The sequence below is a fragment of the Paenibacillus sp. NPDC058177 genome (assembly GCF_042883835.1).
Taxonomy (GTDB): domain Bacteria; phylum Bacillota; class Bacilli; order Paenibacillales; family Paenibacillaceae; genus Paenibacillus_AQ; species Paenibacillus_AQ agri.
Map to the genome: position 1 here is coordinate 19,106 of NZ_JBHVVB010000003.1, position 13,194 is coordinate 32,299.

General features: G+C 48.1%; 10 protein-coding genes. 1 reads left to right on the forward strand and 9 read right to left on the reverse strand.

Annotation, left to right across the window (positions count from 1 at the left end; genetic code table 11):
• Positions 1 to 11: 11 nt before the first annotated feature.
• From ACFVU8_RS14260 to ACFVU8_RS14270, 3 genes are all read right to left on the reverse strand, one after another.
• On the reverse strand, positions 12 to 848 hold the full coding sequence (locus tag ACFVU8_RS14260) for a carbohydrate ABC transporter permease (protein ID WP_387428045.1): 837 nt from the start codon (positions 846 to 848) through the stop codon (positions 12 to 14).
• Complete coding sequence (locus ACFVU8_RS14265; protein WP_175374158.1) at positions 849 to 1,742, reverse strand: carbohydrate ABC transporter permease; 894 nt, start codon at positions 1,740 to 1,742, stop codon at positions 849 to 851.
• Positions 1,743 to 1,844: 102 nt separating this feature from the next.
• Positions 1,845 to 3,230, reverse strand: coding sequence for an ABC transporter substrate-binding protein (locus tag ACFVU8_RS14270; RefSeq protein WP_175374157.1), 1,386 nt, complete (start codon positions 3,228 to 3,230; stop codon positions 1,845 to 1,847).
• 365 nt (positions 3,231 to 3,595) lie between these two features.
• Between ACFVU8_RS14270 and ACFVU8_RS14275 the strand changes: the two genes are divergently transcribed.
• Positions 3,596 to 4,624 carry a LacI family DNA-binding transcriptional regulator gene (locus ACFVU8_RS14275; protein WP_387428047.1) on the forward strand — a complete coding sequence of 343 codons (1,029 nt, stop codon included), beginning with the start codon at positions 3,596 to 3,598 and terminating at the stop codon, positions 4,622 to 4,624.
• A 158-nt stretch (positions 4,625 to 4,782) separates the two neighbouring features.
• Here ACFVU8_RS14275 and glnA read toward each other — a convergent pair whose 3' ends face one another.
• The 6 genes from glnA to ACFVU8_RS14305 form a co-directional block, all read right to left on the reverse strand.
• On the reverse strand, positions 4,783 to 6,207 hold the full coding sequence (gene glnA / locus ACFVU8_RS14280) for a type I glutamate--ammonia ligase (RefSeq protein WP_066373963.1): 1,425 nt from the start codon (positions 6,205 to 6,207) through the stop codon (positions 4,783 to 4,785).
• Between the two features lie 284 nt (positions 6,208 to 6,491).
• Positions 6,492 to 7,538 carry a 3-deoxy-7-phosphoheptulonate synthase gene (gene aroF / locus ACFVU8_RS14285; protein WP_066373961.1) on the reverse strand — a complete coding sequence of 349 codons (1,047 nt, stop codon included), beginning with the start codon at positions 7,536 to 7,538 and terminating at the stop codon, positions 6,492 to 6,494.
• 372 nt (positions 7,539 to 7,910) lie between these two features.
• On the reverse strand, positions 7,911 to 8,867 hold the full coding sequence (locus tag ACFVU8_RS14290) for a 4-hydroxy-3-methylbut-2-enyl diphosphate reductase (protein ID WP_387428049.1): 957 nt from the start codon (positions 8,865 to 8,867) through the stop codon (positions 7,911 to 7,913).
• A 57-nt stretch (positions 8,868 to 8,924) separates the two neighbouring features.
• Entirely contained in the window at positions 8,925 to 10,391 is a 1,467-nt protein-coding gene (locus ACFVU8_RS14295; RefSeq protein WP_175374154.1) for a sensor histidine kinase, read from the reverse strand.
• Between the two features lies 1 nt (position 10,392).
• Positions 10,393 to 11,082 carry a response regulator transcription factor gene (locus tag ACFVU8_RS14300; protein ID WP_175374153.1) on the reverse strand — a complete coding sequence of 230 codons (690 nt, stop codon included), beginning with the start codon at positions 11,080 to 11,082 and terminating at the stop codon, positions 10,393 to 10,395.
• Between the two features lie 146 nt (positions 11,083 to 11,228).
• Entirely contained in the window at positions 11,229 to 12,887 is a 1,659-nt protein-coding gene (locus ACFVU8_RS14305; RefSeq protein WP_175374152.1) for a S1C family serine protease, read from the reverse strand.
• Between the last annotated feature and the right edge of the window lie 307 nt (positions 12,888 to 13,194).

The following is a 13,194-nucleotide window of genomic DNA, read 5'->3' on the forward strand; positions in this document are numbered from 1 at the left end:
TGTATTGCTGCTTACGCTTTAACCGCACCTGCCAACGCACCATCGACAATGTATTTCTGAATGAAGGTGTACAAAATGATCAGCGGAGTAGATACGATCATAATGCCACAGGCCAGCATCGGCCAGTTGTTGCCGTATTGTCCGCGGAATTCCTTCAATCCGAAGGTAATCGGATAATTGCCTGGGCTTGGCAAATACATAACCGGGCCCACAAAGTCATTCCAGATGCCGATGGCTGTCAAAATGACGCCGGTGGCAATCACTGGTTTCATCAATGGCATGATGATCTGGAACAGATAACGGTTATAGCCGCAGCCGTCCATCCCTGCTGCTTCATCAAGTTCACGGCTTATAGATTTGATATAGCCGGTGAACATCATGAAGACGATGCCGGTTCCGCTTGTTTTTAACAGGATATAACCCAGCTTTGTATCGTAACCTACAAATCCGAGTTCCTGCTTCATGGCGAGCATCAGCTTGAACTGAGCCACCATCGGGTTAGGCAGAAACTGCGAAAGCAGGAAGAACATATAAATAAAGCCACTCCACTTCACATATCCCCGTGCCACCGGAAAAGCGCCGAAGAGTGACACAATAAGTGTCAGCACCGTAGCAACCCCCGTATACAGCAGGCTGTTGAGGAAATAGTTAGAGAAATTCCCTTGCACCCAGGCATCTTTGTAATTGCTCCATTGAATATTGGATACAATCCCCATTGGGTCCAGCAGGTAATCTGTGAAGGACTTGAACGAGACGTTAAATACGAAAAGTAGCGGTATGATGTACAGTATGAGAAGTATCGCTACAACGACGTAAGAAAGAATTTTGGTGGACTTAGAGTCTTTCATCTAGTACTCCACCTCTCTCTTGCGCATTTGCTTTACAGCGATCACTACAAAGACAAGAATGATCAGGAACTGTACGACAGAAAGCGCCGAAGGTAATCCCATCTCCAGACTGCCCCGGAAGGTTTCTTTGTAGACATCATAAGCCATAGTTCTAGTATTGAAGCGTCCGTCTGTTGTAGCCAGAATAATATCAAAGGTGGACATGGCACCAATGATCGACAGGAGCATATTGACCGTAAAGGAAGGAGCGATCAGCGGAAACGTAATGTTTTTAAATGACTGCCATTTACTTGTACCGTCGATATATCCTGCCTCGTACAAATCCTTCGGTACGGATTGCAATCCGGCCAGAAAGATCAGCATGGAATAGCCCATGTACATCCAAATTTGTACAAATATAATATAGCCGAAAGCATGGGTAAAGCTTCCAAAGAACATATCTTTATAGCCGAATAACGCATTGTACAGATAGTTCACAGGACCGCTGAGCGGATCGAACATCATACTCCATACCAGTGCCACCACCGCGACACCAAGAACTACCGGTAGAAAAAATACCGCACGGTAGAAATAATCGCCCTTTAGCTTCTGATTAATGATCACGGCCACCAATAGCGCCAGGCCGTTCTGCACAATCGTTACAATCACCATGAAATAAAGCGTCCGTATAATAGAGTCCACACGTTCCCCTGAATTACCGGAGAAAAATACATCATAGTAATTTTGCAGACCGACAAACTTCAATTCGCTACCTGGCACATTCTTTATGTCGGTAAATGAATAAATAACCGTCATCATTGAAGGCCCGAAGTAGAAAATAATATATAGCACCAATGGCACCAGCAAAAACAGAAAGGGAACATAGCGCTTTAAACCTTTACCGAAGGGATACATTGCTCTCACCCACCTAATCCTGATTCAAAATAAAGGATCGGGGTCTGCACAGGACAGACCCCGAAACTGCACAGTATGTTTAATTCTTGCTACTTAAACTGCTTATTTAGGTGCAGCCGCTTCCCATTCTTTCTGTTGCACATCCGCCAGCTCTTTGGCTGTCTTGAATTCGCCGCCTGGAGCCAGGTACTCTGTGTGTACGCCTTCAGCAGCAAGGTGCTCGCCGACATTCACACGGTTGATCATCAGAATTTCGTATGCCAGTTCAAAATCTCCGCCAAGATAGGGTGAAAGCTCTTTATCGATGAACTCACTATCCGTTTGAACATTATCTTGTGTTGGCAGGAAGCCAGCCGCTTTCACATACGCTGTGTAGTTATCCGGCTCGGAGAAGAACTCCAGCCATTTCAGCGCGCCCTCTTTGTTCGGGCCTTTCTCTGCGGCATACCAGGTTACATCATATTTACCAACAAGCGAATTGTTCTTCGCAGCATCTTCAGTAGCAGGGATCGGGAAGTACCCAAACTTCAGATCCGGATTAGCCGTTGCAATAGTTGGCGCATCCCAGGTTCCGTCAGCAATCAGCGCTACTTTACCAGTAGCAAAGAAAGAAGGTGCTGTTGCATAGTCGATACCCATAAATCCGTCAATGATGTATTTATCCTGAAGCGTCTTCATTTTATCCAGAACCTCAACAGCCTCGGCATCATTGTAAGCCGCATCGCCCTTCCATACGCCTTCGATCCATTTGTTCTGGTCACCACCGCCAAGGATTTTTGCTTGCAGACCGAAGACTGGCAGTTTCAGTGGCCACACGTCTTTACCAGCCACGACGATTGGTGTAATATTCTTATCTTTCAAGGTATCAAGCACTTTGATGAACTCCGTCCAGGTCGTTGGAACGGAAAGTCCGTTTTGCTCGAAGATTTCTTTATTATAGAAGAATCCCGACATCGCTACTTTACCAGTTGGCACGGCGTATACTTTTCCGTTATAAGTACCCGCTTTGGCAATATCGTTGGCATTGTAGTTTTTCACAAAAGCTTGATCGGACAGATCCGCAATCAGACCAGAATCGATCCACTGCTGCCAATCCGGCACTTTCGCGCCCGGTGTCCAATCCTTAGGAGATAGTCTCATCCCGGAAAGATCCGCGAGAACATCCACATCCCCAGCTGTAATTCTTGCTCTTTGCGCCTGCTTGAACTCGTCATCAGGTCCGGTAGTAGTGTACTCCACCTTGTATTCAGGATATTTCTCCTCGAATTTCTTATTGATTTCTTGAATGGCTTTGTTAATGTTCTCTTGCTTCCAATGCAGGATCTTAACAACCTTCTTCTCACCGGATGCAGGTTTTTCTGTTGCCTCTTTCGAAGACCCGTTCGTAGCTCCCCCACTTGCACCATTGCCGTTGTTTCCGCCCCCGCATGCTGTCAACCCCAACAGCAGAACAGAACTTAGCAAGACCGCAGAAAGCTTCTTTACCATTTTGTTACCCCCCAGAGTAAATTCTTCGAACATTAACGAAACACATTTTCGTAAATCTTCTAAATACTCGAAAAAGAGAAACACAATCCAGAAAGCGGTTTCGTTATTTTCATTATTACATCGTTGTCTATTTTTGTAAAGGACTATTTAGAATTCATGTTTTCGTTCGAAAAACCCTTGGTACAAGTAGAATATCCTCATTTTTGTCCTCCAACTGCTTTCCAGACATTGACTACTTTCTATTCAAAATATAAAATAAATCCGAAACCATTTTCGTAAATATGGATTCGATCTCTAAAAACAAATGCAGAAACCAGTTGATTTTTCGCCTTATACGACGTTATTTAAGATAAGGAGGCCCTATAATGACCTATAACATTAAGGATATCGCTAAAATTGCAGGCGTTTCGGTTTCAACGGTCTCCAAGATCATTAACAATTACACTGACATCTCTGCCAGTACACGCAATAAGGTGCTGCAGATTATCAAGGAGACCGGCTACACTCCCCCCATCTCATCCAAAACTCCATCAAGCAAATCTTCGTATTTGATCGGTGTTATTTTTGCCGGTATGCTGAATATCGATTTGACCCATCCATTCTTCATCGAGGTTCTGAACGCCTTTAAGAAGCAAATGGGTCTGCTCGGCTATGATCTTATCTTTTTCTCTAATGAAAAGTTTCAAAACGGAGGCGTTAACGACTATCTGGACAGGTGCTGGCATTACAATGTCGATGGATGTGTACTCCTCTCCGGGCAAGAGCTAGAGACGTCCATCAGCAAACTGGATCAGAGCTCGATCCCTTGCATCGGTGTCGATATGAAGCTCTCCGGTTCTAGCTCCGGCTATATCATGTCCGATAATTTCAAGTTATCCGCCAAAGCCGTAGAGCATTTCTATTTGCTAGGCTACCGTGATCTAGGTTATCTGGGCAGCACTCAGGAGTCAGAAATATCAAATATGCGTGAGAGCGGCTACCGAAAAGCTATTGAGGATCTGGGAATGTCAGTTCATGAGAACTGGTTTTTAAACGGGGACAATTTTTATGAATCCAGCGGCTATGAAGCTATGACACGCATGATCGCTACCGGCAGCCTGCCCCGGGCAATCTTTGCGGCCTCCGACCAGATTGCCATCGGCGCCATGCGCGCACTCAAAGAAGCTAACATTTCAGTACCTGATACGGTCGCCATTATCGGTTGCGATGATATCGAGGCCTGCAAGTACACCACACCTTCTCTAAGCACCATCCGGCAGAATAAAAATAAACTCGGCCGGCTCGCTGCATTGATGCTTTATGACCTTATCAACAATCAGTCGAGCACCAGTTCCTTCATTGTTGAACCTGAGCTGATCATTAGAGAGTCCTGCGGCGCCTCTGAGCCGTCATAAGGCCAATCACGACTGAAGACTACCACTGCACCGCTGTAAAGCCACAGGGGCCACTGAGCGGGCTCCAGCATATTACGTGATAGAAAAGCCGCCAAAAAGCCCCCGGGAGGTATCCCGGGGGCTTTGAAGGTTAAAGCTTTTATTAGATTAGTAACGGATTAGCAATCGAAGTACAGGGAGTACTCGTGCGGATGAACACGAATTGCCACCGCTTGAGCTTCCGAACGCTTCAGAGAGATGTAGTTGTCGATGAAGTCTTTGGAGAATACGCCACCTTCAGTAAGGAATTCGTAATCTGCTTCCAAAGCATCAAGCGCTTCGCCCAGGCTGCCTGGAACACTGCGGATCTTCTCTTTGTCTGCATCTTCCAGCTCATAGATATTCTTGTCAAGTGGACCATAACCCAATTCTTGCGGGTTGATCTTCTTCTTGATTCCGTCCAGACCTGCCATCAGCATTGCGGAGAAGGCCAGGTAAGGGTTGGCTGTGGAATCCGGTGTACGGAACTCGATGCGACAACCCTTAGGTGTCACAGCAGCTACCGGGATACGAACTGCAGCGGAACGGTTACCTTTGGAGAATACCAGGTTAACCGGAGCTTCATAGCCAGGAACCAGACGTTTGAACGAGTTGGTGCTTGGGTTGGTCAAAGCGATCAGCGCCGGAGCATGGTACAGAATACCTCCGATGTAGTTCAGAGCCATTTCGCTCAGGTTAGCATATCCGCCTTTTTCATAGAACAAAGGAGAATCGCCGTCAAAAATGGATTGGTGTACGTGCATACCGCTTCCGTTATCACCGAACAACGGTTTTGGCATGAAGGTTGCTACTTTGCCGTATTGACGAGCTGTGTTGTGAACAACGTATTTATAAGTCATGAGATTGTCAGCTGTTTTCTTCAAGGTGTCAAAACGGAAGTTGATCTCCGCTTGACCTGCAGTTGCCACTTCGTGGTGATGGCGTTCAATGCGCAGACCGACTTCAGCAAGTAGACGGCACATTTCACTGCGGATATCCTGTTGGGTATCTACTGGTGCTACCGGTACATAACCGCCTTTGACTCCAACCTTGAAACCAAGGTTGCCGCCTTCTTCCTTGCGGTTTGTGTTCCAAGCTGCCTCTTCGGAATCTACGAAGAAGGAAGAGCTGTTCATGCCGCTCTCATAACGCACATCGTCGAAGATAAAGAATTCAGACTCTGGTGCGAAGAATGCCGCAGTACCTACACCGCTCTTTTGCAAGAACTCTTCTGCCTTAACTGCGATACCGCGCGGATCACGCTCATAACGTTCGCCATCAGGAGTAAAAATGTCGCACATGATGTTGAGCGTCGGGTGTGCAGTAAATGGATCAATATATGTTGCTTCCGTGTCTGGCATCATAACCATATCGGACTCTTCAATACCGCGGAAACCGGCAATAGATGAACCGTCAAAAGCTACGCCATTCACAAAAGTTTCTTCTTCTACTTCAGAAGCGGGCAACGAAATATGATGCGCACGTCCACCCAAATCTACAAACCGGAAATCCACCCACTCAATGTTGTTCTCTTTGATTGTTTGCAACACTTTTTCAACCGACATGAAATTTTCCTCCCCAAGTTTCCGAACATTAAGCCGCTCACAGTATGCAAATGTTCTTGTTTTATAATTTTTTTGCTGTCGTCATTATAAATCTCATACCTAACATCGTCAATGCTTATGTCAGGTATTTCTTATTCCAATGTAAGATTTTCTAACGCTTTAGTGAATTTGGTAAAAGAGACCCTACCAGCCGCACATCTTACCCTAGCCAAAATCAAATAGCCCGCTTATCCCAGCAGTGGTGCGGGATAAGCGGGCTGATGAACAGCAGATATATGCAAAGATTACACAGTTACAACAGGTTCTGGCCCTGGAGAGAACTTACGTCCAACCAGCGGAGCAAGCTTCTCAAGGTCTCTAAGCAGGTTGTCGAACTGATCCGGGAATAGCGATTGTACACCATCACCAGTCATGGAATTGTCCGGATCGGTGTGCATTTCGATAATAAGGCCATTGGCGCCTGCAGCAACAGATGCCTTGGACATTGGCTCTACCAGTTCACGACGTCCGGTGCCGTGGCTCGGATCAGAGATGACCGGAAGATGGCTCAAGCTTTGCAGAACCGGAATCGCAGAGAGGTCCAGCGTATTGCGGGTGTATGTCTCGAATGTACGAATTCCGCGTTCGCACAGCATAACATCACGGTTGCCGCCGGCCAGAATGTATTCCGCTGCATTCAGCAATTCATCATAGGTCGCGCTGAAGCCGCGTTTGAGCAACACAGGACGCCCGCAGGTGCCCAGCTTACGCAGCAAATCAAAGTTCTGCATATTACGTGTACCTACTTGCAGAATGTCCGCATGCTCCGCACAAATATCTACGTATTCCGGAGTCATGACTTCAGTAATCGTCAACAGTCCATGACGTCTGCCGGCTTCCGCCATCATCGTCAATCCTTCTACGCCCACACCCTGGAAGCTGTATGGTCCTGTACGAGGCTTAAATGCACCGCCACGGAGCACTTGAGCACCAGAGGCCTTTACCAGACGGGCAATCTCATCGATTTGCTCTGGGGATTCAACGGCGCACGGGCCGCCCATGATGACGAGGTTCTCGCCGCCAATTTTGACACCGCGAATATCAATTACAGTATCTTCCGGGTGGAAGTCACGGCTCGCCAGCTTGTAGGATTTAGAGATTTTAACAACATTCTCTACCCCCTTCATCTGCCGCAGATGCTCAGCCAGCTTAGGTGTAACGCCTCCAATGAGACCAATAACGGTGCGGTCAGCACCGCGGGAGAGATGAACTTGCAACCCCTCTTTTTCAATAACTCTGATAATATCCTGAACTTGCTCTTCCGGAGTTTGGTTCGATGTAATGACGATCATAATTAATCTTCCTTTCCACATGTTAACGTAATTTATTAGTCAGTGTTTGTGCACTCTGTTTCGCTACGACGCTTTTAAGCTTTTTAGCTTTTATGCTTTTAATCACTAAAGCAATTTTAGCCGAAAATCTCTATTTCGTCAACCCGTCGTGGCCCATTTTCACAAAACAGCCCGATTTGAAAACACTCCAATTTTCAGAGCTAAGCGCCAGAAACTACATTCAGAAAATTACGAAATGGAAGCGAAAGGAATATTATCATCACATCTGTAAGTTTGAATGAAGACCCTTCTCCCCATAACAAAAGAGCGCACACGCCGGAATCCGCTGTGTTACGCTCTCTTAGTCAACATTATAAGTTCAATTTCAGGAGATTAGTTCGTGCTCGCTGTCTTGTTCTTAACCGGCGGCAGCAGCTTCGCCATATTCACAGTACGCTTGATCTCCCAGGTTGCGGGAACCTCAGGATCATACTGCTCCAAATAATTGATAACTTCCTTCGTGATCGGGGTAGGTGTAGAAGCGCCTGAAGTGACGCCGACCTTCGTGACACCCTGCAGCCATTCCGTCTTCAACTCAGAGAGGTCTGAGATCCGGTGGGCTGGTACGCCAGCAATTTCCTCCGATACCTGTGCCAGACGATTGGAGTTATTGCTGCGTGGATCGCCCACGACAATGACAAGATCGGTTTGTCCCGCTTGCTCTGCCACAGCCTCCTGACGCACCTGAGTGGCCATGCAGATCTCATTATGAACTTCGGCGCCGGGGAACGTCTCCAGCAGCTTCTTCATAATATGCTTGATATCCCATTGACTCATCGTGGTCTGGTTCGTGATACAAATCCGCGAGGAAGAAATCGCGAGGTTCACGATCTCTTCTTCCTTCTCAATCAGGTGCACATGCTCCGGGGCAATACCCACCGCCCCCTCAGGCTCAGGGTGTCCCTTCTTGCCGATATAAATGATTTCATAACCTTCTTCAACCTTTTCCCGAATCAGATCATGCGTCTTCGTCACATCGGGACAAGTAGCATCCACAGTGGTCAGGCCCTTGGCCCGGGCGACCTTACGCACTTCCGGCGACACCCCATGTGCAGTGAAAATTACTGTACCTCTGTCGATCTTGTCCAGAATATCCAGGCGATTGGTGCCATCGAGGGTAATAATTCCGTCGTCCTCAAACGAGTTGGTCACATGGCTGTTATGCACAATCATGCCCAGTATATAAATCGGCCGAGGCAGATCGAGATTTTGCGCGGCCTGACGTGCCATAACCATGGCATCGACCACACCGTAGCAATAGCCCCGGGGCGATATTTTGATGACTTCCATGACTTCACCAGCTTTCTGCTGTCGTTGACTGCTGTAATAGTTCTCCTAAATTATACCCTATTCCAGCGGCGGAGCAAAGAGAAGGGGCAACCAGATCACAAATGTGGTGCCTTCTCCCTGCCGGGTGACAACTTCAACCGAGCCGTCATGCTCGTCAATAATCCATTTGGCGATGGAGAGACCAAGGCCAATGCCTTCCGTGATTCCCCGCGATTCATCCGCACGATAGAAGCGGTCGAAGATATGCGGGATCTCATCCTTATCCATTCCAATTCCCGTATCGCTGATCCGAATACCTACCTGATTCTGATAGAACACAGTGTCAAACACTACCTCACCAGATGGTGTGTATTTGAAGGCATTGTCGATGAAAATAAACAGCATTTGCTGCAAATAGTCCTTGTTGCCGACAATGTATTTGCCATTCAAGTGAGACATTGGGCCAGGTTGCCATTCCGCCTGATGCGGCAAGAAGGATGCACGTCGCGCTACTTCCATCATCATCGGCTCCAGAGCCACCGGTTCCTTGTCAAAAGTCCGTCCGGTATCGGCACGGGCCAGAGAAAGCATATCGGCGACAAGGCGGCTCATCCGCTTGGATTCATCCGCAATGTCCTTCACCGATTCGATAGACAGCTGGCGGATCGCAGCATCGTCGAGCGCGGGATTTGCTCCCGGCTCCATCTCCCAGACCTTCTGCAGCAGGTCGATATTCCCCCGGATCGTCGTCAGCGGGGTTCGGAGTTCATGGGAAGCATCCGAGACGAAGCGCCGCTGCGCGGCATAGGAATCTTCCAGCTCCGTATAAAAGCCCTCCATCCGCCCCAGCATGCTGTTTACGGTCTGAACCAATCTGCCGATTTCATCCGGCGGACCGTCGTATTCAATGCGCGAGCTGAGATCTGTTCCGGTCTGGATGCCGTTCGCTGCCTCGATTACCTTGCCGATTGGTCTCATAGCCTTGCGGGCCAGGAACAAGCCGAACGTGAAGGCTGCCACCAAGGTCGCAAAGGAACCGGCGACTAGAATGTTCTTCAGCCTCTCCATCATCCGGTCTTCCTGGTTGGTTGGTGTGGCTACTTGCAAAACCGCCAACGGGGCACTACCAGGGAGCGGCGTCAACGGCGTCTGATACATGATGAAATGATAGCCTGCAAGCGTCACCTGCTTGAAGCCCTTTTCCTGCATAATGTTATTCTTATCTGGAACATCGAATTTCAGTCCCAGGCTCATCATATTATCCGACTGCTGAATAGCCCCACTGTCATAAATACTAATTTGCACCAGCATATTAGCTTCCTCCAGGCGCGTTGCCTGAGAAGGAATCACATTGACGTTTAGCAAGGAACCGTCATATCCCCAGCGCGGCAGAAGCTGTAGCTGCTCAACCTGCTTTTCAACACGGTCCTTTAAATCGCCGTAAGTATTTATATACACGAAAGCATATATTGCAGCTGATAGGCCCAACAGCATTACAGCCAAAATTCCCGAATACCAAGCAGTCAGCCGCAGCTTAATAGACATACTAGTTGTCACCTCTTAGAATGTAACCTGCTCCTCTGATGGTCTGGATCAATCGTTTGCCACCGTGTTCCTCTGTCTTCTGGCGCAGCATGGCGATATATACCTCAAGTACATTGGATTCTCCACTGTAGTCATAGCCCCAAATCTTGTCCATAATGAGATCACGCGACAGTACCCGCTTTGGATTCTGCATGAACAGATGCAACAGCTCGAACTCCTTGGCGGTCAGCTCCAGACGTTTGCCGTCACGTGTGACCTCCCGAGAGTCTACATCAAGAGTAATATCCTCATAAGCCACCGCCTGATCACTGCCGCTACCCTGCTCGCTCTTACGCCTTAGCAGCGCACGGACACGGGCCAACAGTTCCTCTAAGGCAAACGGCTTCACCAGATAATCGTCTGCACCCAGATCAAGACCCTTGACCCGGTGCTCGATCTCATCCTTGGCGGTGAGCATCAGGACAGGCACGTTGCTGCCACCCTCACGCAGCCTCCGGCAAACTTCAAAGCCATCCACCTGTGGCATCATCACATCAAGAATAACCACATCAGGATCATTTGCTATTACCGCACGCAAGCCGTCTGCGCCATTCGCAGCTGTCTTGACATCATATCCTTCAAAAGCCAGGCCACGCCTCAGCATGGAGATAATTTTCTCATCGTCATCAATAATTAGAATATTCGGTCGCATCCATACAGCCCCCATTGTCCAGTTCTATATATAAATATTGTACCAGCGAATCGGTAAAAAGACATCTTTGTACATTAAAGACGGAAGGGCGAACCCTTCCGTCTGATTGTATGGTGCCTTTGCTATTACCTTTGCTATTACCGTTGTTATTGCCGTTGTTTCTGTGTAGTATCAAAATCGTTCTTGTTGCCAATTGTAACATCAAGGTTCAATGGTTTGCCGTCACGGACAACGTTGAGCGTAATCTTGTCTCCAACCTTGAGCGTTTGAATATAAGTGATCAGGTCCTGATTGGTTGCATACTTCTTGCCGCCTACTCCGGTAATAATGTCGTAAGGACGGAGGTCTGCGTTATAAGCTGGCGATCTGAAAACAATATCTGCAACTACAGATCCTTCTTTAATATCAGTACCCATTTGTTTGGCCACTTCATCTGTAATCGTCATGAGGGTTGCACCAATGAACGGAACGGGCTCTTTCGGAATCGCTTGATTCGCTTCCAGCTTGTCAACGACATTCTTGATCGTATTCACAGCAATCGCGAAACCAATACCTTGTGAATCAGTACTTACAGCTACGTTCATGCCAATGACCTCACCGTTCACATTAAGCAATGGACCGCCAGAGTTACCTGGGTTGATGGACGCATCTGTTTGGAGCAGGTTTTTGTAGTTTCTTGTACCACTGCCATCTTCTTCGTTAATATCAATGCTGCGGCCCTTGGCACTTAGCACACCTGCAGTAACGGTATGATCGAATCCTTGCGGGTTACCGATGGCTACAACTTCCGAACCGACTTTCAGCGAATCGGAATCACCCAGTGCTACTACAGGGAAATTATTGTTGCCTTCAATCTTCAGTACAGCCAGATCCAAATCTTTGCTGGAGCCGAGCAGTTTGGCTTCATAAGGTTTGGTGTTGCCATCCACAGTAACCTGAATGACATCAGCACCGTTGATAACGTGCTGGTTGGTCAGGATATATCCAGCCTTGTCGTAGATGAAACCTGTACCAATCCCGTATGGAACCAGTTGAGAGGATGAACCCTTGTCAGATGGGGATTGCTGTTCCGGTTCTGACTGGGAAGAGCCACCACCACCGAACTGGTCTCCGAAAAAGAATTGTGAGAACGGATCATTGCTGTTCGGAATACTTTGTCCTCTGCTGCGCGAGCTTTGGTTCACCAATGTCTCAATCTTGACGACTGCCGGGCCAACATGATCCACTACGCCTGAAACATCGCCTTTTCCAGTAACCAAGGACGCCGTTGTCGTCGTAGGTTTTGCCATAGCACTTTCGCTCGGCGCCGAAGCAGAAGTGTTTGTTCCGCTTCCGTTAATCGAGCTTGCTGTATCCGGTGTGAACCAATTGCCGCGGTCGGCCATGTACATCGACCCTGAAAGCACGATCATTCCGGCGAGAAAAGAAACCAACACTGTTTTAAACGAACTTTTCGGCTTGCGATTGTATTGCCAGCCGTTACCGCCGCCATCACCGTTCCCACCATTGCCGCCCTTGCCTCCACCGTTTCCGTCATAACCTGTGGGGCGGACCGCCGGGCTGTAGGAAAGAGGTCTTACAGGCTGCGGAGGTGTAATCTCCACCCGCTCCGGTTCCCGCCGGTTGTAGTGTTCTACATTACTGTCGTTGTCCAGTTCTTCTTTATTCAAGGATTTAAAAGGTCCGTAAGAGTAGTAATATGATGAGCTTGTTTCGGAGGACTGGTTGCCATTGCTACCGTTGTTCCATTCCCGATCAGATTCAGGTTCGTTGTCACGGTTAAATCTGTTTTTGTTCTCGTCCATGTTTCTTTCCTCCCGCGCCCTGCCTATCGTGTGGCAAGGTTTAATTTGTTTTCATGGTCTTATTTTGTACTTTAAACCTTAAGGTCACATTAAAAACAATTTAAGCGCAGATAAAAGATAGGTGCGGACGAATAGAAAAGGAAACATAGAGGGATCGCTGACGGGGCTCATAGCACGTGGACCGGGATCGCTGATGGGGTTCGTGGCACGTGGGCTGGGATCGCTGGCGGGGCTCATAGCATGTGGGCTGGGATCGCTCGGCGGGGCTCAGGCTCCACCGCTGTTGAAATCATGTTCCTTGAATAGA

Bases quoted from the DNA above. Each gene is read 5' to 3' on its own strand.
- ACFVU8_RS14305 (WP_175374152.1), bottom strand. From the start codon at position 12,887: ATGGACGAGAACAAAAACAGATTTAACCGTGACAACGAACCTGAATCT.
- glnA (WP_066373963.1), bottom strand. From the start codon at position 6,207: ATGTCGGTTGAAAAAGTGTTGCAAACAATCAAAGAGAACAACATTGAG.
- ACFVU8_RS14290 (WP_387428049.1), bottom strand. From the start codon at position 8,867: ATGGAAGTCATCAAAATATCGCCCCGGGGCTATTGCTACGGTGTGGTC.
- ACFVU8_RS14270 (WP_175374157.1), bottom strand. From the start codon at position 3,230: ATGGTAAAGAAGCTTTCTGCGGTCTTGCTAAGTTCTGTTCTGCTGTTG.
- aroF (WP_066373961.1), bottom strand. From the start codon at position 7,538: ATGATCGTCATTACATCGAACCAAACTCCGGAAGAGCAAGTTCAGGAT.
- ACFVU8_RS14295 (WP_175374154.1), bottom strand. From the start codon at position 10,391: ATGTCTATTAAGCTGCGGCTGACTGCTTGGTATTCGGGAATTTTGGCT.
- ACFVU8_RS14300 (WP_175374153.1), bottom strand. From the start codon at position 11,082: ATGCGACCGAATATTCTAATTATTGATGACGATGAGAAAATTATCTCC.
- ACFVU8_RS14275 (WP_387428047.1), top strand. From the start codon at position 3,596: ATGACCTATAACATTAAGGATATCGCTAAAATTGCAGGCGTTTCGGTT.
- ACFVU8_RS14265 (WP_175374158.1), bottom strand. From the start codon at position 1,742: ATGTATCCCTTCGGTAAAGGTTTAAAGCGCTATGTTCCCTTTCTGTTT.
- ACFVU8_RS14260 (WP_387428045.1), bottom strand. From the start codon at position 848: ATGAAAGACTCTAAGTCCACCAAAATTCTTTCTTACGTCGTTGTAGCG.